The organism is candidate division WOR-3 bacterium (assembly GCA_039802005.1).
Taxonomy (GTDB): Bacteria; Hydrothermota; Tepidihabitantia; order SM23-42; family JAOAFX01; genus JAOAFX01.
Genome location: JBDRVV010000023.1, coordinates 25307 through 45619, shown reverse-complemented (window position 1 = coordinate 45619; position 20313 = coordinate 25307). Strand labels below are relative to the sequence as shown.

At 36.6% G+C, this 20313-nt stretch carries 20 protein-coding genes; 5 read left to right on the top strand and 15 right to left on the bottom strand.

Features of this window, described 5'->3' with window-relative positions; genetic code table 11:
* From ABIL69_08345 to ABIL69_08320, 6 genes are all read right to left on the bottom strand, one after another.
* Positions 1–1068, bottom strand: a 1068-nt coding sequence (locus ABIL69_08345) for a DUF401 family protein (protein MEO0123993.1), incomplete at its 3' end; no start/stop codon positions are given.
* Complete coding sequence (gene thrC / locus ABIL69_08340) at positions 1065–2165, bottom strand: threonine synthase (protein MEO0123992.1); 1101 nt, start codon at positions 2163–2165, stop codon at positions 1065–1067. The genes thrC and ABIL69_08345, both read right to left, overlap by 4 nt.
* Before the next feature lie 98 nt (positions 2166–2263).
* On the bottom strand, positions 2264–3511 hold the full coding sequence (locus ABIL69_08335) for an MFS transporter (protein ID MEO0123991.1): 1248 nt from the start codon (positions 3509–3511) through the stop codon (positions 2264–2266).
* On the bottom strand, positions 3508–4380 hold the full coding sequence (locus ABIL69_08330) for a radical SAM protein (GenBank protein ID MEO0123990.1): 873 nt from the start codon (positions 4378–4380) through the stop codon (positions 3508–3510). Before ABIL69_08330 ends, ABIL69_08335 begins: the two co-directional genes overlap by 4 nt.
* Before the next feature lie 56 nt (positions 4381–4436).
* A complete protein-coding gene (gene hypD, locus ABIL69_08325) occupies positions 4437–5519 on the bottom strand; it encodes a hydrogenase formation protein HypD (GenBank protein MEO0123989.1) in 1083 nt (360 codons plus the stop codon).
* A 33-nt stretch (positions 5520–5552) separates the two neighbouring features.
* Positions 5553–6719: a sensor domain-containing diguanylate cyclase gene (locus ABIL69_08320; protein MEO0123988.1), complete on the bottom strand. Its 1167-nt coding sequence runs from the start codon at positions 6717–6719 to the stop codon at positions 5553–5555.
* 121 nt (positions 6720–6840) lie between these two features.
* On the opposite strand from ABIL69_08320, the gene ABIL69_08315 reads away from it, so the two are divergent.
* Genes ABIL69_08315 through ABIL69_08305 form a run of 3 tightly spaced genes read left to right on the top strand, consistent with a single transcriptional unit; the run spans position 6841 to position 8796 of the window.
* The gene (locus ABIL69_08315; protein MEO0123987.1) at positions 6841–7830 is read left to right on the top strand and encodes a radical SAM protein; all 990 of its coding nucleotides are present in this window, start codon (positions 6841–6843) and stop codon (positions 7828–7830) included.
* A 9-nt stretch (positions 7831–7839) separates the two neighbouring features.
* A complete protein-coding gene (locus ABIL69_08310; GenBank protein ID MEO0123986.1) occupies positions 7840–8316 on the top strand; it encodes a hypothetical protein in 477 nt (158 codons plus the stop codon).
* Positions 8317–8346: 30 nt separating this feature from the next.
* The gene (locus tag ABIL69_08305; GenBank protein MEO0123985.1) at positions 8347–8796 is read left to right on the top strand and encodes a 4Fe-4S dicluster domain-containing protein; all 450 of its coding nucleotides are present in this window, start codon (positions 8347–8349) and stop codon (positions 8794–8796) included.
* On the opposite strand, the gene ltaE is transcribed toward ABIL69_08305, so the two are convergent.
* The 6 genes from ltaE to ABIL69_08275 are packed head-to-tail and all read right to left on the bottom strand — an operon-like array spanning position 8782 to position 14589.
* A complete protein-coding gene (ltaE, locus tag ABIL69_08300) occupies positions 8782–9834 on the bottom strand; it encodes a low-specificity L-threonine aldolase (protein MEO0123984.1) in 1053 nt (350 codons plus the stop codon). The two genes, ABIL69_08305 and ltaE, sit on opposite strands and share 15 nt — an antisense overlap.
* Before the next feature lie 8 nt (positions 9835–9842).
* On the bottom strand, positions 9843–11249 hold the full coding sequence (locus tag ABIL69_08295) for an amidophosphoribosyltransferase (protein ID MEO0123983.1): 1407 nt from the start codon (positions 11247–11249) through the stop codon (positions 9843–9845).
* A gap of 44 nt (positions 11250–11293) precedes the next feature.
* Positions 11294–12079: a nitrilase-related carbon-nitrogen hydrolase gene (locus ABIL69_08290; protein ID MEO0123982.1), complete on the bottom strand. Its 786-nt coding sequence runs from the start codon at positions 12077–12079 to the stop codon at positions 11294–11296.
* Positions 12076–12501 carry a chemotaxis protein CheW gene (locus ABIL69_08285; protein ID MEO0123981.1) on the bottom strand — a complete coding sequence of 142 codons (426 nt, stop codon included), beginning with the start codon at positions 12499–12501 and terminating at the stop codon, positions 12076–12078. Before ABIL69_08285 ends, ABIL69_08290 begins: the two co-directional genes overlap by 4 nt.
* The gene (locus ABIL69_08280; protein ID MEO0123980.1) at positions 12498–14063 is read right to left on the bottom strand and encodes a methyl-accepting chemotaxis protein; all 1566 of its coding nucleotides are present in this window, start codon (positions 14061–14063) and stop codon (positions 12498–12500) included. The genes ABIL69_08285 and ABIL69_08280 overlap by 4 nt, the downstream gene beginning before the upstream one ends.
* A complete protein-coding gene (locus ABIL69_08275) occupies positions 14050–14589 on the bottom strand; it encodes a chemotaxis protein CheW (GenBank protein ID MEO0123979.1) in 540 nt (179 codons plus the stop codon). Before ABIL69_08275 ends, ABIL69_08280 begins: the two co-directional genes overlap by 14 nt.
* A gap of 160 nt (positions 14590–14749) precedes the next feature.
* On the opposite strand from ABIL69_08275, the gene ABIL69_08270 reads away from it, so the two are divergent.
* Both ABIL69_08270 and ABIL69_08265 read left to right on the top strand, forming a co-directional pair.
* Positions 14750–16765 (top strand): HD domain-containing phosphohydrolase, encoded by a 2016-nt coding sequence (locus ABIL69_08270; GenBank protein ID MEO0123978.1) that lies wholly within the window; start codon positions 14750–14752, stop codon positions 16763–16765.
* Between the two features lie 3 nt (positions 16766–16768).
* Positions 16769–17626, top strand: a complete 858-nt coding sequence (locus tag ABIL69_08265; protein ID MEO0123977.1) for a hypothetical protein — start codon at positions 16769–16771, stop codon at positions 17624–17626.
* On the opposite strand, the gene thpR is transcribed toward ABIL69_08265, so the two are convergent.
* From thpR to ABIL69_08250, 3 genes are read right to left on the bottom strand one after another with little or no spacing between them, the layout of a single operon-like run.
* Complete coding sequence (gene thpR, locus ABIL69_08260) at positions 17618–18160, bottom strand: RNA 2',3'-cyclic phosphodiesterase (protein ID MEO0123976.1); 543 nt, start codon at positions 18158–18160, stop codon at positions 17618–17620. The genes ABIL69_08265 and thpR overlap by 9 nt on opposite strands.
* Complete coding sequence (locus ABIL69_08255; GenBank protein MEO0123975.1) at positions 18157–18636, bottom strand: CinA family protein; 480 nt, start codon at positions 18634–18636, stop codon at positions 18157–18159. The genes thpR and ABIL69_08255 overlap by 4 nt, the downstream gene beginning before the upstream one ends.
* Before the next feature lie 27 nt (positions 18637–18663).
* Complete coding sequence (locus ABIL69_08250; protein ID MEO0123974.1) at positions 18664–20103, bottom strand: hypothetical protein; 1440 nt, start codon at positions 20101–20103, stop codon at positions 18664–18666.
* Between the last annotated feature and the right edge of the window lie 210 nt (positions 20104–20313).

Below are 20313 nucleotides of genomic sequence, written 5' to 3'. Positions count from 1 at the left end.
CAAACAGGGATGGACCGGAGATATGACATAGCCAAAAAATATACTGGTATAAATTAAAGCAAAGTTTAATAGGGTAATATGATTGGTGAGCAAGAATATCGGAAATACAATTGAAGAAGGCAAAAGGACCCTGCCCGTGGCAACACCTAAAATAAATCCTGCAATGATACATAATAAAAGCGGTGGGAATGGAATTCGGGCAATCACTTTGTCAATACCCGATACCTTAAAGACATTCAGGAAATAAAAAAGCCCCAGAATAATAAAAGAAAACCGGTATGGTTTCATTTTTAAAAATACCTGTTTCAAATCAACTTTTGTCGGACTGAAGAACATAGCGAGTCCGAATCCGGTCATCACACCAATCAATGTTCCAATTTCTTTCAAAGAAAAAATCTTGAAGCTCCGGAAGACAAAATCTAAAAGTGGCGCAACAAGGATTATGATCAAGGGTATTAAAAGATTTCTCAATGAGAATTCTTCGGTATAAGAGATTTCACCCTTGACTTTATTCAAAAAAAATATCTGTCCAAGTATTGTTGCAATGATCAGAGTGGGGAAGAGGTATAGAATTGCATTGTAGATATTTAATCCTGCGATCTTGGTTGTGGCAATCAAATCCGAACTCAAAGGATAGATCAAAATCAAAAGGTGCCGGTACCAGATATTTATCGCTACCTTCAAATCATCATTTACACCCTCGCCGCTCTTTTCCATTATTGGCGCAGAGAATAACGCACCACCGGGCATGGGCAATAATCCCATTATTGCTGGCGCAACCGCCATAATCCCTTTTTTACCAATTCTTAAATTTTTCACGATATTATCCATCTGTCCGGTCTCACGCATCAATCCGCCAATCATTGGTATAAAAAATACTACAAATGCTAAAAGGATTACTGGAATGTCCGAGACTGTATTTATAAATATTTTCACAATATTTATAAGCGGGATTGTGAATAATCCAAGAATAACCGTGCCGCAGAAAAGGGCTAATGGGAGATTTTTTTGTCCTATGATTACTATGAAAATAAAGGCAAGTATAAAACCAATGATAATTAGGGTCATAATTTATGGGATTTTAAGCCGGTGCCGGTGAAGGTTGATACAATCAATTCTTTTTTCTTTGCAATCTTCAAATATTTTTTTACTCCAGCAACTGTGGTTGCTGAGGTTGGCTCAATATAAATTCCACATTTATAGATCTCATTAATTGCCTGTTTGATTTCTTTCTCACTAACAGTAAGAATTATCCCTTTTGATTCTTTTATTGCGGAGATAATCTGTGCTGCCCGAGGCGGTCTCCCAACGCTTATCCCTTCAGCAATTGTAGGTTTGATTGTCAATTCGGGAATTCGGTTTGTTTTATTTTTGAACATCCAGTAGATTGGCGCACAATTCTGTGTCTGAATGCCAATGAGTCTGGGCATCTTTTTTATAATTTTTTGTTTACGTAGTTCTTTAAATCCGATATAGGCACCTAATAGGAGTGTGCCGTTACCAATGGGCAAGACGACCGCATCCGGCGCCTGCCAGTTTAATTGCTCCACAACCTCATAGGCAAAAGTCTTTGTACCATGGACAAAATATGGGTTATAATAATGGCTGGCATAATATATCTTCTCCGCAAGTTTCAGGGCAACCCGTGCGGTTTCATCTCTGTCGCCCTGGACAATATACAACTTCGCACCATACGCCTTTATCTGGTTTAATTTTTCTTCGCTTGTATTTTCGGGCACAAGAACCAGACATTCAATTCCGGCTTTTGCACAATATGCGCTTACCGCACTTCCGGCATTACCTGAAGAATCAATCAGGACTTTTTTTATACCCAATTCTTTGATTTTACTCACCAGGACTGATGCCCCGCGGTCCTTGAAAGAACCGGTTGGAAACAAGAAGTCCATCTTAAACAGGACTTCATTTTTTCCTATCGGGATTTCAATGAGCGGTGTAAATCCTTCATTAAAACTTATAATATTTTTATCTTCTTTTAATGGAATAATTTCACGATATCGCCATATACCTGGTGGTCTTTTTTTTAGTTTATTAAATGCTAATCGGGAATTTATTTTTATATCAATAATCCCACCACAAGTACATTGCCATAGTGGTTCGTTGTCAGGGAATTTTTTCCCGCAGGTCTGGCATAGCAAATAGATCATAAGTAGTATTATATTCGGAAAGAATGTAAAGTCAATTGCTGCTTAAATTTTTATAATATTATGATTTTTGTCTTTGATGAGATTATTTTAATATATCGCTATTTCAATTTCCATAGTGGACGACCGAAAGAGTAAATCAAAATTGCGTACACCATAGTAACTGTTGAAGCAATTAATATAGCAATCCTTTCGCCTGCTAATTGTGCTACGGTTCCAATCCAGAGTGCACCGAAAGGCATTAATCCAAAGAATACAAAGGTATAGATACCCATAACCCTTCCCCGCATTTCTTCATTAACCTGTAATTGGACGAGAGAGTTACATAGGTTCATTATCAAAATCTGTGACATACCTGCACCAAACAAAAATATTAGCGCCAGAGTAAAGTTATTCGTGGAAGAAAAAAGAATGATAAAAACCGGATAGAAAAAAGTGCCAATGGTTAAAAGTTTTCCCTTAAAATGAAAGATACCGAGTGAGGCGATGAATAGCGCAGAAGTCAATGCACCAATTCCGCGGGCTGTCTGAAGAAATCCATTTGTTCGGGCATCGCCATTCAGTATCTTTACTGCCCAGGCTGGAAGTAATGTAGTAAATGTTGCACCAAACAAGGCGATAATAGCAATAGTAAGAATTAAAAGCCTTATTCTCGGATGACTAAATGTATATTTTATTCCTTGCTTTAAGTCTAATAAAGGAGAATTAGTACTCCTTATTGGATTGTGGTCTTTTAGTTTCATTGATAAAAGTGCACCGATGACAGCAATGAATGTCAAACCATTTATTGTAAAACACCAAGCGGGTCCTAATGCTGCATATATTACACCACCAACTGCAGGACCAATCGCAATTGCAGTATTAAACATTGCCGAGTTCAACGCTATGGCGTTTGTCATTGCATCGGGTTCAACGAGTTCGCGTACAAATGCCTGACGCGCCGGTGCATCAAACGCATTGGCAGTTCCCATACCTAATGCCAGTAAAATGATATGCCAGGGCTGAACGATTTTCAAAAATGTCAGGGTTGCTAAGATAAATGCGAATGTCATCATTGTGCTTTGTGTAATGAGCATTATTTTTCTTCTTGGAATGCGGTCGGCAATTACGCCAGCATAGAGCATAAAAAGCCAGGTTGGCAAGCCAGCAGCAAATCCGATGTAGCCCAGGTATGCGGGGGAATGGGTTAGTTCGTAAATGAAAAATCCCTGGGCAGTTGTTTGCATCCAGGTTCCAAATAATGATACTAACTGCCCAAAGAACCAGAGTTTATAATTAGGATACTGAAGTGCCAGAAATGTCTTTTGCAAGAAAAAATTTTTCTCCGGGCTAGCACCAGAATTATTCATAAGTATATCTCTTTCCCTCTTTCAAAAGGGGAATCTTTAATTATCTCCATATACTCCTTTGGTGTTATTCTACGATTTAGTTCTAAATATTCATTGGCACGAAATGCTGGATAGTACTGATCCATAATATTAACGAAAGAGTTTTTTGATATTTCATTTGCTATGAACTCAAGACATTTCTTTGAATCGGCAATACCATTGGGTAGAACGAGATGTCTTATTAGAAGTCCCCTTTTTGCAATACCATTTTCAATGACTAAATCTCCTACCTGTCTGTGCATTTCTTTCAACGCTTTTCTTACTACATCCCAGTAATCAGGCACTTTTGAATATTTTTCACCTTTTTCGTTATCCCCATATTTTATATCAGGCATATAAATATCTATTATCCCTTCCAGCATTTTTAGTGTTTCAATAGACTCATAACCACCGCAATTGTAAACTATTGGAATTTTCAATTTATTTTGCTGGGCTAATGATAGTGCTTCTACAATTTGCGGCACCCAGGGTGTTGGTGTAACGAGATTTATATTATGACAACCAAGTGCCTGGAGTTCAATCATCATTTCAGCAAGCCTTTCAATGGAAATTTCCCTGCCTATCCCATGCTGACTTATATCATAATTCTGACAATATACACAATGAAGATTGCAATGGGCAAAAAATATCGTCCCTGAACCGAATCTGCCCACAAGACAATATTCTTCTCCAAAATGTTGATGATAGGAAGATACCTTCGGTTTAAAACCAGCCTTGCAATTACCCAGTTCGCCGGCAAGTCTATTCACCTTGCATTCCCTGGGACAGAGCCGGCAGGGATTTAACATTTTATAAAAGTCCTCAATTAATTCTTTTGTAATCGTCTTCATATAGATATTCAGGTATCATGATTTTTATCAGGACAAGTATTTGAACTTTTAGGTATTTAGGCATCCTGATCTTCATCAGGACAAGTTTTTGGATTTTTAGGTATTTGAAAATCTTTGTATTTGTAATATGCAGCACAAGAACCTTCTGAGGAAACCATACAGGCGCCGACCGGATTACCTGGTGTGCATTTTTTACCAAATAAGGGGCATTCTAAGGGTATCTTTACACCAAGCAAGATTTTACCACATATGCACCCTGCTGGTTCTTTTGACTTTGAAACTTTTATATCAAATCTTTTTGTTGCATCAAATCGCTCAAATTCCTTTTTTAATGTTAAACCTGATTTTGGAATTTTCCCAATACCGCGCCAGGTGGAATCAACCGGTCTAAAGACTTTTTCAAGTATTCGTAGAGCATTAGGATTTCCTTCAGGTTTCACAACTCTTTTGTACTCGATATCTATCCTTGCCTCTTTTTTCATTATCTGCTCAACAAGTTTTTTTATTCCTATTAAAATATCAATCGGCTCAAAGCCAGTTATACATCCTGGAATATGATATTTTTCTGCGATAAATTCATAGGGTCTTGAACCGATGATAGTTGACACATGCCCGGGTAATATAAAACCATTGACCTTTATTTGTGGTGAGCAAGCAATAAACTCAAGGGCAGGTGGGATTAACTTGAATGCAGGAATAATATAAAAATTTTTTATGTTTCTTTCATTGGCTTCGAGGATTGTTGCGGCAATAGTTGGAGATGTGGTCTCAAATCCGACACCAATGAATACAACATTCCTGTTGGGATTTTCTTGAGCAATGGTTAGTGAGTCCCTTGCTGAATAAACAATTATAGGATGATACATTTCAAGGCTTTGCTTTGTTCCAGGAACACGGACCATATCTCCAAAAGTAGTGATTATTATATCTTTTCTTTTTGCAAGTTCAATCGTCCAATCAATCACTTCCTGTGGTGTTACACAAACCGGACACCCTGGCCCAGATAGGAGTCTTAAATTTTCGGGCAACAATTTTTTTATACCTGCTTTTGCAATGGCCATTGTATGCGTGCCACAAACTTCCATAAGAGAAACTGGTGTGTTTAGTTTCTTTTTTATTTCCGTTACTATATCTTCCATAGATTTTTCACATAATTGGAATTGTTAATGGATTTAGATTTTTTCAACTTTGTGGTAGAACATCATAACCCGGCTGCGACCCGCACTCTTTGCTTCATAGAGCGCCTTGTCTGCATTCTTTATCAAATCAGACGGTGTCAAACCATCATCAGGATATGTTGCAATACCTGCGGAAAATGCAATTTTTTTCTCTCCCTGTGAAAAATCATACATTCGGAAATTACTTAATAGAGTAGCAACCATCTTTGCTGCTTCTTCTTTTTTTGTTTCAGGAAACATCACAATAAATTCGTCTCCACCATATCTTGCAACAAGGTCGGTATCGCGGAAATATTTGCTGAAGATATTAGCAAGGCGGATTAAAAGTTGATCTCCAGCCTGATGCCCGAATGTATCATTAAAATACTTAAAATTATCAAGGTCAATGATTGCAACTGAAAGATTGTGCTGGAATCTCTTTGCACGATTCAATTCCTCAGCAAGTTTATCTCTGAAAAATCCAATGTTATATAATTTTGTTAGTGGGTCGATTGATGCAAGGTCGCGCATAATTGCCATACTTAAGGTATTCTGGAGGGCAGTTGATGCAATTCTTACGACCACGCCGACCACATTCTTTTCTCTTTCATCAAGAGGCTGTTCGCGGTTGAATGCAATTACACCAAATAGTCTGTTTTGATAGACAAGTGGGTAGCATATATCGGGGACATAGAAAGGATAAGGTTCTTTAATCCTCAAAACTTCGGATTCATTTGGACTTAACGGTATTCTTTTTTCTGCAGTCACACCCACTCGGCCTTCACCAACATCATAGACGAGTTTGGGAATCCAATTCTCATGTAAACCATGATGGGCAACCGGGTTTAGCCTTTTTTCTTTTTCGTCAAGGAAAAATAGTGCAATCTTTGGGGCATTCAGGTAGTTGTTTAAAAAACCAACGGTTTCTCGTGCAATTTCAATGGGTTCTAATCTTGATGTCAGCCTTATAATTGAAGAGAAAAGAATATTATCCTGAGAAATAATTTCACGCAATTCATTTCTCAGTCCGATATTTTCTTGTTTCTGTCGGTCCAGTTCATCAGTGAGAATTGCAATCTGGGATAAAACTTCGTTTTTTTTCTGCATTCTCTGGAAAATAACTATAATGAATATGACCAAACCGGCAATCAACAGAACAGCACCAGTGATTATGTATTGCATGTCATTTGCCTCATATAATTATACTTAAGATTAAAAAAAAATCAATATAGAAATATAATTTATTTATGATATTACCGGGTTTATTTTATTGACTAAGTTATAATTTTAGATAAAATAGTAAATGCAAAATTTTGGGTTCCAATGGCATATAACTAACTATTGTAATCTTCGCTGTTATCATTGCTATCAGGACGACTTCTCGCGCGATGAAGACCTTAAAATTAATGAAAATAAGAAAATTCTATTAAAGATAACAGAAAGACTAAAAGGTGGGAAGATAACGATAAATATAACCGGTGGTGAGCCGCTTCTATATAAGGATATCTTTAAACTTCTTGATACGATTAATGAAATTGATAATATAAAGACCTTCAATATAATTACCAACGGGTTGTTATTGAATAAAGATAATATCGAAAGACTAAATTGTATGAAAAAATTAAGAGAGATAAAAATTTCGCTTGAAGGAGGCGACCCGGAATCCAATGATAAAATAAGGGGCAAAGGGGTATTTGACAGGGTTATTATGAATGTTGAAAGTCTCCATCGTATCTCAAACAAAGAAATCATTTTAATGTTTACCCTGGGAAGTTACAATTATCGGAATTTAAATAGAATGCTTCAACTCGCAAAGAGTTTAAAGGTTAATGGCGTAATTGTTGAAAGATTTGTTCCTTGGGGTAAAGGATTGCTATTAAAAGCTCAATATTTGAAAAGAGATGAATGGTTCGTTGTGATAGATGATATAATAAGATTTGTCAATCTTGACTACAGTCCAAAAGAACTAATTCAATACAAGGCGTTTCACATAATCCTAAAGAACCCCAGCGAATTAAAGGGTGCTTTGTGTAATCTTGGTGAAGAATCAATGGCATTGATGCCAAATGGAGATGTATTTCCCTGTAGAAGATTTCCCACAAAAATTGGTAATTTATTGCAGGATGATTTTGGCGAAATATTGTTGAGATTGAAAATTCTCAAGAATAACATTAGAGAGAATCTTAAAGGTAAATGTAGAGATTGTGTAATTGAAGGATGTTTTGGCTGTCGTGCACTGGCTTATGCATTAAATAATGATTTTTATACCGAAGACCCGCAATGTTTTTTATAAGGAGGTAATATGCATATCGGGATAATTTATTATTCAGTTACCGGAACGACTGAGGAGTTTGCCAGTCGTATAGCCAATGGTTTAATAAAAGAAAAACATCATGTTGAACTTATAAGTATTAAGACCGATGTTAAAGTAACTGGACCGGGACAGAGTTTTAAAATTTTAAATGAACCTGATTGTTCAAATTTTGATTTTATTCTGTTTGGTTGTCCGGTCTGGGCTTTTTCTGCCTGTCCGGTGCTTATTGAGGTAATAAAAAAATCAGAAGGGCTTTCTGGTAAAAAGGTTATTCCTTTTGTCACAATGGGATTTCCTTTTAGATTTCTCGGTGGCATTCAGGCAATACGGCAGATTGAGAAAACAGCAAGGGGCAGAGGTGCGGAGGTTCTATCAGGTATTGTGATACCAAGATTATTCCACGATTTCAAAGCACTTATGGACAAGGCAGTAATTGATATTATTGAAATTGTTAAAAAACCTTGACCCTAAAAAATTTTTATTTATAATAGGGTGATGAATAATCAAATTTCAATTGAGAGGAAAAAAAAGAGACCTTATGTGGTCATTGAATGTCCGGAAAAGATACCTTGCGACCCCTGTGTGGATGCCTGTCCACAAGGTGCTATCACAATAAAGGGTAGTATAATTGAGTTGCCCGAAGTGGATTATGAAAAATGCAATGGCTGTTTATTATGTATTCCAAAATGCCCTGGACTGGCGATTTTTGTAATTGATGAAAGACCCGAAGAATATTCAATTATATATATACCATATGAATTATTGCCGATACCTAAACAGGGTGATAAGGCAATAGGTCTTGATCGTGATGGTAAAGAAAAGTGCGAGGTGGAAATAGTGAAGGTTTTGCAATCACCAAAATTTAACCATTGCGCAATTATTGGCATTTCTGTGCCTAAGGGTCTGGAGCATGAAGTAAGATTTTTTGAATTAAGAAGAAAGTAATTTTTTTAGTGATTCAATAGTTAATTTTATATCCTCTTCAGTTATTCCGTAATGGGTGACCATTCGGAAGCGATTAGGACCGGTGCTTAAAAATTTTATACCCTGCTCTTCCATCTTTCCCAACAATTCCTGAGCACTAATTCTATTGCTGATAAGGTCAAAATAAATGATATTGGTTTGGACTTTTTTCAGGTCTATTGCCAGCCCGGGAATTTTTGATATACCTTCAGCAAGCACCCTGGCATTTCTATGGTCTTCATACAGTCTTTCAATCATATCTTCAAGAGCCACAATGCCTGCTGCAGCAATGATTCCTGCCTGGCGCATACCACCGCCTAACATCTTTCTGTATCTTCTTGCCTCTTTGATAAATTCACTTGTCCCACAGACGAGCGAACCTATTGGTGCAGATAGCCCTTTTGACAGACAGAAACTCAAAGAATCCACATTTTTGGTCAATTCTCTGACATCAACATTTAAAGCCACCGCGGCGTTGAATATCCTTGCACCGTCAAGATGAACTTTTAGACCGTGACCGTGGGCAAGATTGCATACAGCATTAGTGTATTCTACTGTCAAAGGGGCACCATAGCAACGATTATGCGTATTCTCTATACATATCAGACGGGTCCTTGGATAATGTATATTGTCTCCTCTTATTGCAGACTCAATATCTTTTAAATCCATTGTGCCGTCTTCTTGGTTTAATACAATATGAGGATGTATTCCTCCAAGTGCTGATATTCCACCGACTTCGTTCAGAAATGTATGGGATAGATTACCAAGAATTATCTCATCACCTCGGTTACAGTGAGCCAATATAGAGACAAGATTGCCCTGGGTTCCACTTGAAACAAGCAATGCTGATTCCTTTCCAACAATTGCCGCAGCAGTCTTTTCCAGTCTGTTGACCGTGGGGTCTTCTTCAAACACATCATCACCTAATTCGGCTTCGAATATTGCCTTTCGCATTTTCTCTGTCGGTAGTGTGACTGTATCACTTCTTAAATCAATTATTCTGAACTTTTTGTTTCCCATTTTTACTACTAAATGATTTCTTTACCAGTCCAACAATATGTGCAGAGTTGTTTCTTTGATAATCCGGTTGCCAAAATCATATCTTCTAATCTTTGATATCTCAGCGATGTTATATTCAGTTCTTTTTCCATCTGTTTGAGCATTTTTTTATATTCTTTTGAATCTGTGTCAAGGTAGGGTGTGATGTCCTTTGGATGGTGTCCAAACATTTGTTTTAAAACTCTTCGGGCAAAGAGTTCGTCAAGTGTTCTGGTTGAAAAGAGAAATTTGCAGGGGAACATCAAAGCGGGACAAGCCGGTCTTACATGTATCTCTTTTGCGCCGGCGTTCCATAACTTAACCAGCAGGTAATTTTTTAATTGTGTTCCTCTTACGATAGAGTCCTCGGTTATTGCGATTTTTTTATTTTTAATTAAGGATTCCACCGTGATTTGTTTCATAAGTGCCACCAAATTTCTTATTTCCTGAGAAGGTGGGACATAACTTCTTGCCCATCCCGGTGTGTATTTCAAAAGGGGGATTCTAACGGGCACTCCTGATTCGTAGGAATAACCATGGGCATAAGCAGTTCCTGAGTCAGCAATTCCGGCGACCATATCAACATTTACATTGTCCTTCCGCGCCATTAATCTGCCCGATTCCTCTCTGAATTCCTCAACATTTTTGTCTTCATATTCAGATGCCGGGAATCCTGTATAGACAAATAAGAATGTGCACAATCTCAAATCATTGGTGGGTTTTTTAATTTGTTTTATGTTAGTTTCGGTTAATAAAAGTATTTCACCCGGTCCTAAAAATTTTTCGGTCTTGAAACCTAAATTCTTATAAGAACAGGTTTCCGAAACTACAATTTTATCACTATTACGGGTTGCCAGAATTAAGGGAGTCCTTCCGTATTTATCGCGCACCGCATAGATTCCTTCTTTTCCTAAAAGTAAAAGGGACATTGAACCTTCAATTTGACTGAACATATACACAATACCATCAATCAGCTCTTTGCCTTTATTTATGAGATGGGCGACAAGTTCAATCTGATTTACCCGATCGTCATAAACTTCTGTTAAAACAATTCCTTCCTGAATTAACTTTCTGGCAATTTCATTTTGGTTATCAATGTAGCCGGTGCCACATATTGCATACTCACCAAATTTTAATCTCATAATCAATGGTTGTGTATCGCGATCGCTTATAACGCCCAAGCCCGCATTCCCATGCATTTGCATAAAGTCAATATCTTCATAAAATCTTGATTTGAATTGAGCCTTGGCAATGCTGTGAATTTTTTTCGTTATTTTTTTGCCATCATAAATTGCAATTCCACCATATTCGGTGCCAAGGTGCGAATGATAATCTGTTGCATAAAAGAGATTTTCTTTGCAATCTTTTCTTGAAATTAAACCAACAATACCACTCATACGCTATTATACTCAATTAAATATTTTTTGCAAGATAGATATTATCAAAGGAAATATAAGTCTTCACGCCGCTGCTTGAAAATATCATTATGCGGTGTTACTTTTTTATCGAGGGCAATTAGAGGATCAATCTCTACTACTTTCACACATTCTTCATCACCAACTCTTATTAAGATCTCACCGTTTGGCGCGACGATTTGACTCCTGCCAATAAATTTAAGTTTTTTTGTTCCACGGTCTTCAACCCCAGTTCTATCAGCAAGTATCGTGAAAATGCGGTTTTCTACTGATCTTGTGACCATGGCATCGGGGCAGAAATGTAAGACAAGATTTGCTGGAAGGACAACAATCTGGGCACCTTTCAATGCAAGGGTTCTCATTGCCTCAGGATAAATATAATCAAAGCAAATCAAAATTCCAATCTTTACTCCTTTGTATTCAAAGACCTGATAGGGAAGATTGCCAGGTGTAAATATGAACCATTCTTCAAAAAAGAGGTGGGTCTTACGATAATGTCCAATAATTCCTTCAGAAGAGAGTAGGATTGCCGAGTTATATATATTGTCATTATCCTTTTCCGCAAATCCGTAAGCGATTGCACAATTTTTCTTTTTACATAGATCCAAAATAAAATCATAGGTCTCAGCATCTTTTTTCGGCTCTGCCATTTCTACCAGTTCTTCTTTATTTAAGAAAAGATAGCCGGTATTAAATAACTCGGGCAAAACAATTAGGTCAGCAGTAACATTGCTTAAAAGATTATCTACCTTTTCAAAATTTTTTTCTTTGTTACCAAAGTCGGGGCTGAATTGAACAAAACCTATCTTCACAGATATTTTTGAATTGCTTTCAGGCGTGAGCCTGATATAATTTTTGAAAAAGATAGCAACTGGATAATCTCTTCATCTTTTTTTATTATTCCAATTAAATAATCCTTTGCTTGTGTGATTTCCGGATAAGGAAATATCTCGTTGGTGGTAACAATTCCGTATACTTTTTCAACCTTAAACCCTATGAGTGCATTATTGATTTCGGAGATAATGACTTCAAATTCTTTCCCTTGTTCAATATCCAAAAATATTGGTAGGTCAAAGATGTATAATCTTTTCCCGCGAAATTCACAAAATCCTGCAAGATTCTTCGGTAACTTCTCATCAAAATTGATTTTCTTCGGACGCAGGATTTCCTTCACCTCGCTAATATCGGTTGCCATTTTTATTTTACCTATCTGATAATAGAGATAATAGTTCACTTTTTCAATTGATTGATTATTTCATTCAATTTTGAGACAACCTGCGAAAGTATTTGGGCAGTAGAAGTAAACTGTTCCATTGAAGCGGTTTGTTGTTCTACTGCTGCCGAGACTTCTTCGGTTGCCGCAGCAGTATCAGCTGCAACCTGGGCAACCTGTTCTACTTTTTTAACCAATTCCTTCGTATGGGTTAACTGGTTTGCAGCTGCATCATTTATTCTACCTATCATATCGGTAACCAGATTTACTGCCTTAACAATGCCAGTAAATTCTTCTTCAGTTTGACTTGCAGATATGTTTGCTTCATCTATTTTTCCTCGCTCAAGGTTTAGAAGATTATTGAGTTCTTCGGTTGTTCTATTTATTTCATTAATTAGATTTTCTACCGTTGTTGAAGAACGTTGAGTTTCATTTGCAAGATTTCTGATTTCATCCGCAACAACTGCAAAACCCTTTCCCTGTTCGCCCACCCTGGCTGCTTCAATTGCTGCGTTCAAAGCAAGGAGGTCGGTTTGTTCTGTAATTCCTTGAATAATATCAACAATTTTTTTAATCTCTGTAGCCTGATCCCGCAGTTTTGCCATTTTTTCCTCAGTTAATTTTGTTTGTTCAAAGATATCTTTAAGAATTTTTGCCTGCTGGACTGTAAATTCCATTCCTTTTTTAGCTGATTCCGTTGTTCTTCTTGAAGACACATTTGCCATTTTTACCTGGGAAGAGATTGATGTCGTAAGATTATCAAGTTCTTCAATAGAGTGTGCGATTGATGTGATTGCCTCTGATTGGTCCTGGGCTCCTTTGGCAATATGCTGGACGGTGGAAGAAACTTCTTCAAGAGATGCGTTCATCTCTTCAGAAGCAGAAGAAAGGTCTTCAGCGGAACTCCTGATCTCTTTACTTAAACTTTCTATTTCTTCAAGTGAAGAGCCAGTTCTGGTGAAGAATTCATTGCAGGTGTAGTAAATTTGTTTTAGCAAGGGAATACAATTTAAGTGTTCTACATTATCCGATTTCTCAAAAATTTTTCTTTTGAATTGATTTAGAATGGTATTGAGTGAAATAGTGATAATGAACCCCACAAGAATTGAAACAATTAGTAAAATGGCAAATAATTGTATTGATTGGATAAGTGATAGGGGTGAAAACAGACTGAGCATATATGCAGACGGTGCAAAAAAGGAAAGGATTATTTCCAGACCAAAATGATAACTGCTTTCTTCTTTTTCAAACAGGAGCTTTTTGAGGTGGTACTGGATTATACCTGCAAATAAGGCTGCAATCAAACCATAAACAGAAAGCGACAGTAATGTATCAGAATAATGATGGTAAAGCAATCCCGAAATTATAAATCCCAAAAGTGTGGTAAAGAAAAAGAATTGAAAGATTCTTTTTGCGGAGTGTTTAAATCCGAAAAACAGATTGTAGAAAAGGTTTATGGCAATAATGATTAAATAAACGGTGTAGTTACCTTGAACTAACATTAATTTTCGGGCAACCGGTAAAAAAATAAAAGCCTGAATTAAAAAACCCAAAAAGGGAAACAAATTTTTATTTATTTTCATTTTTTAACCTCCATTCCGTGAGCGTTTTTAAGGCTTGGTTTAATTTTATGATTCCAATCAACCTTCCTTTATATTCAATTATTCCATCAAGAAATTTTTGTTCTTCTGCATTAAAACAATCAGGCAGGGCAAACGACTGGCATTCAGAAGATTTTATTATTTCTATGTCTGAATCTACCAGAAATCCTGTTTTTTCACCACCGGATGTGATAACTATGCACACCTGAAAATTGGTTATTGCTGAACTGATATTTAGGAGATTTTTTAAATTGACCACGGGAATTGATTCTCCCCTTAAATTTATAACTCCTTCAAAATATTTTGGTAGATGTGAGACCGGCACTATAGCAAAATCGTGCAAAATCTCAAATATGGTATCAAGGTCAATGCAATAAAATTCATTACCTACGGCGAACACTGCATAGCCTTTCTCTGTCTGCAGGTCGCTTATAACTGAGTTTAAAACTGAACTGGATTCTTTGTCTGTAGTTATTTTCTTATCATTTTTTTTCGGTTTTATAGCCACACACAGGCTCCTTTTAAAAAATTTTCAATATAGATTTTCAAATTCCCGGGATGGGAGCGTTCAATATGCATAACCATAGTTCAATTATCTATAAATTTTTGTCCTTGTCAAGCATAATTTTTCTGCTTGACATTTAAGTGTATTTAAATATAATAACCAAATGAATTTTCAGCGGGCATCATTGAGAGAGGTCCAGCGATATCTCAATGAAATTGCACGCTATTTTATTGAAAAATCAGGTGCAAAAAGCATCACTATATATACTTATGATCTAAAAACAAAATTATTGCACCGTTTAATTGCCGTTGGTAAAAATATAAATTTAAAAAATGCTGAAATATTAAAATTGGGCAGAGACATGCCTATTCCAAAATTTTCAAAAAAGTTTTTTTCTCTGAACAAAAAGAATGAATATAAACTATTTGATAATATTCCGGGCAGGATTCTGTTTTTCCCGGTCAAATTCAATGGAGATATTATTGGTTTATTGATCGTTCAATTCCCGAAGAAAAAATTAAATGCTAAACAGATAGCAAAAATAAACAAAGAATTGCGGATGCTTGGAATTTGTCTTCATAGTTATGCAGTTCTTAAAACCATGAGTGATGAGGTACATGGATTAAAAATGGTGGATGACATAAATCGGATTGTCGCCACAGAGTTAAATCCGGAAAGACTTTACAATAAAATGTACGAACAGGTAAAGCGAATTGTCAGGGTAAGAAATTTAAGGATTGATCTTTATGACCAGGAAAGGCATAGTTTGAACCCGGTGTTTTTTATTCACAATGGAAAACGTGTAGATAAACACCCAACAGTAAGTATTAATAATTCAATGATTCTTTCTGAAATTTATAGACAAAAGAAAGTTATGTTGACCGCAGAATATAAGAAATTATTAAAGAAGTTTAACAGAGCCAATTTGTCGTCGGATATGGAGGTCGATTCTTTTATCGCACTTCCCCTTATGATTAGAGATAATTTCCTTGGTATTATAATGTGCTGGGACAAATATAGAAAGAATATCTTTACGAACAGCGTGGTTAAGTTTTTAAAACTTATGGCAGGACAATCTGCAATTGCAATTTATAATGCACGTTTATTTGAACAATTGAATAAGGCGATTAATGATTTAACCTTGCTTTATCAAATTGAGTATCACATCAGCAGTATATTGAGTATTGAAGAACTATTGAAGACTGCAGTAAATTTGATTGATTCGGCTTTGGGAAACCTTATAACCACGATATTAATTCCGGATGAAAAAAATGAGAGACTTGAAATAAAGGCAATAACTCCCAATGTCAAGATAAAACCCGGATTTGAATACGTACCATTAAATCGTGGCATTGTTGGTGAAGCAATGAAGACAAAGCGATTGATATATGTGGCAGATGTAGAAAAAGATGATAGATATGTTTCAGCAATTGAAGGTGTAAGATCGGAAATAGCAATCCCGCTTATTTCAGGGGCAAAGATTCTGGGGGTGATAGATTTTCAGAGCAAGCTTAAAGATCGTTTTGATTTGATGACGATAGATCTGCTTGATGATATTGCCCACAGAATTGCGACATTTCTTGAGAATGCGATCCTTTACGAAGAAATAGAAAAAAGTTACGCGGAGACGATAAAGGCATTTGTTCTGGCGATGGAAGTGAAAGATTCGTATACCCGTGGACATTCCGAACGGGTGACCGAACTGGCAATGAAGTTGGCAGACAAAATTGAAATTGCTGATGGTAGAAAGAAATTACTTTACTGGGCTTGTCTACTGCATGATATAGGGAAAATTGGGATAAGTGAAGCGATATTGAATAAACCGGGTGCGCTTGATGAATTTGAATTTTCTGAAATCAAAAGGCATCCAGTTGAAGGAGCAAAGATGCTTGAACAGATTGAGGGTCTAAAAGGTGTTGTGCCGATAATAAGACATCACCACGAGAATTATGATGGTACAGGTTATCCAGATGGTTTGAAAGGGGATGAGATTCCTTTAGAATCAAGGATTCTTGCGGTCTGCGATGTTTATGATGCAATGACAACTATTCGTTCTTATCGCAAGCCGTTTTCTAATGAAGGGGCCATGGAAGCGATTAAATCCTTTAGTGGAACGAGACTTGATCCTGATATTGTTAGAAAATTTTTAAAAATGATGGAAGAAAAACACAGGAGGTAATAAATGACAAGGAGAAATTTTCTTAAATCACTTGGTTTTTTTATAAGCACTTTTTTATCTTTTAAAAGTTTACCTAAATTTTTATGGGCCGGTAAATGGGAACATTCAAAAAAGAACTTCTGGCAGAATGGTAAATTTGTTCAGAAGTCGGTGGACCTTTCTTTATATAATTCAGGGAAGATTAAAGCAAAGATTGATGGAAAATGGCAGGTATATAATCTTATTGAAGCGAATAAAGAATTCATAGAATGGAATCTGAAAAGAAGGCTTGAATTTATTGACAATATAAAGACTGGTAAAATGCCGGAACTGGGCGGTCCGCATTCGGGTGTCGTTGCGACTTATGGCCTTAAAAGATTTGATTCGCAGTTTTCTTTAAATAACGCAGTAAAAGGAACTGGTCTTGCACCAAAGGATGAAAAATTAGACGAAGCAATTGAACTTTTGAAAAGTACTTTTGATAAAAAAATGCCTGAGAAAATGGATGTGTTGAGATCGCTATATGAAAATGCTGATTTTTTTGATTGGCGAAAACAGACTTCGCTTGAATTATATACCACAGATGATTTTGAGACCCATACTTTTTTAAATATAATGGAGAATCCTGTTGCAACAATTGTATTTATGGATATACCAACCTATGAATTGAGGACGATTGCCCGTGTTATCCACCCTGACGACGATGCCGCACTACCTTCTGAAAAAAAATTATTGCAGTTTGTAAACCTTGCCCACGAGTATATGCATGGTAAATTTCCCAGAGTATTTCCTCTCCTGTTATTTTACATAGTTGAAGTGTTTGATAATACCCCTGGTTCAAAACGGGGTATAAAGGTAGTCCCTGAGTTACCTTCAGAGTAAAGGGAATTTCTTTAATTTTTCATAAATTGGTCCGGAGGGCTGAAGTGTTGATTTAAATAAGATAAATTCTTTTACATCAAATTCATCGATTTTAATCGGTTGACTTATAATATCTTCCACATTGCATGGTGTTTTTATCCTTCCGATTGTAAGATGAGGATGGAATTTCTTTTCTTCTTTTTTAATTCCGATTTTGTATAACTCATTTTCTATGTCTATAGCCAGTTTAATCAACTCATCGGACCCCTGAATCACGCCAACCCACAAAACTCTTGGATTTCTTATCCCGGGAAAACAGCCAATATTTTCCAGAGACATTTTGAATGATTTTGTTTTGCCACTGATCGTTGATAGCAATGGAATCATTCTTTCCAATTTTTTTTCATCAATTTCGCCCAGAAACTTCAAAGTGATATGAAGATTTTGAAATTCAACCCACTTTATCGGCAGGTTTTTCTTTTTCTGTTCGGTGATCAATGTCCAGATGGGTTTTCTTTCTTTTTCTGGTATCTCAACGGCAATAAATGTTCTCATTCTTCCTCCTCGAGCATTTGAATTAATAATCTCAATGCCTGCTCACAAGCCTTTTCCCTTATCTGCTGGCGGTTTCCAGAAAAAATATTTTTTTTTACTTTTATTTTTTTATTTAAAATAACTCCAATGTAAACAAGACCAACGGGTTTATTTTTTGTTCCACCACCCGGACCGGCAATGCCAGTTATTGCGATACCAGCATCAGTGCCCATAATCCTTTTTATGCCCATTGCCATCTCGCTTGCAGTTTGTTTACTCACCGCACCAAAATTTTTTAGTGTTCTTTTTTTAACACCGATAATTTTATTCTTGATTTCATTTGAGTATGCAATTATACCACCCTTAAAATAATTTGAACTTCCAGGGACGGTGGTGATGATACTGCCCAGCATGCCACCGGTACAGGATTCACAGACACTCAAAATAAGATTTTTCTTTGACAGCATTTCTCCTAATTTTTTTGCCAACTTATTCATAAATAACAAATTATGTCGGGTATCTTTCTACTTTAAAAAAATTTCTAAGTTTTTCACAAAAATTTTAAAATATTCAATATCAGGAAAAACACTTGAGAAGATTTTTACTGCTAACGGAATTGCTTCTTCAGCAGGGAGGCAATATTGCATACTTGCAAATTTGCCACGGAATTTTTTTACTTCTTCTTTGACATTTTTGTTCCTTATAATTACATCGGCAATCATTTCGGCAAGACTGCCAAAGTCTTTTTCTTTCATTCCAAACCTTGTCATCTCCTGAACACCCATTCTCACACCACTGGCATCAAGAAAACTTTCGTCATCAGGTAAAGCCTGATAATTTGTAATTATATTATTATTTTCCAACCTGCGTGCCAGTTCATTACCGCTACCATATTTCTTTACTCTTATCACGACCTGATGTGTCTCTGTGTACCCTTCTTTTTCGTCTCCTTCAACATCTATACCGCAATCCTTTAATGCACGGGCAAATGCCTTAGCATTTTTTATGACCTGGGTCTGGTATTCTTTTTTAAAGGCATTCATTTCATAGGTTGCCATAAGTAATGCGAGTAAGGTTCCTAAATGGTGATTGCTTGTTGAACCCGGGAATGCCCTGCTCTTTATTTCAATCCAGAGTTTTGAGAAAGGTGAATCCTTTGTAATTGTAGAGGCAATAACACCTCGCTGAGGTCCAAAAAAAGTTTTATGGGTACTGCCGGTGACGATATCGGCACCTTCTTTAAATGGCTCCTGGAATGCACCATATAATCCTAAAACATGTGCCATATCAAACATTAATACAGGTCTTGGAGCCCAGGTTTTTACAATATTGTATACAAACTCAACCGGCTCCCGATGTAAAAACATACTCTTTCCGAAGACAATTAACTCTGGTCTTTGTTTTTGCAGGATTTCGGCAATTTTATCCAGATCTGCTTTATGCATACAATCTTGCCTTACTGGAAAGTTTAATACATTTTCTTTACCGGTGGCGGGATCTTCTTCTACATAGTTGAATAATGCACCCATGGGTTGGGAACTGAGATGTCCGCCTTTATTTAAATCATTATTCATAACGAGTTTTAGTCTGCGCAATGGTTCACCTAATTTTCTATCACGATTTATAAACTTTACCATTGCCTTAAAAACCACCTCATTTGACATCTGCCCACTGATAGGTCTTAATTCAATGCTCGGACAGCCAAAATATTCTGCCATTTCCTTTCTCAATTCTTCTTCAACATCTCTGATAAAATCAGTTCCCTGATAAAAATAAATTTCTTCACCCTTCATCGTCCGGTGTTCTGCATACCTTCCCGAAGGGTCGGAGATTTCACACAGTTTGACTAATAAACTCGGCGTCGTTTCAGAGGGAATCAAATTTATACATTCTCTCTGGCGCCAGAGATTATTCTTTTCAACTCTTTCCACTAAATTTTTAATCTTTTCTGAAAGAACCGTCAATTTACCTCCTTGCTCTTTAAATTATATCCGTTTTTTTAATTCAGTCAATTATTTTAAAACCCGACTCCTCTCTACTTTCCTCACCCTTTCATGGGGGAAAAAAAAGAGCCTGCCCTGAATCCTGACCTGTCCCTGATTTACATCAGGGCGGGCTGTCAGGACAGGTTCATTTCAGGGTGAAAGGTGAGGAAAATCCCGAAATAATCACCC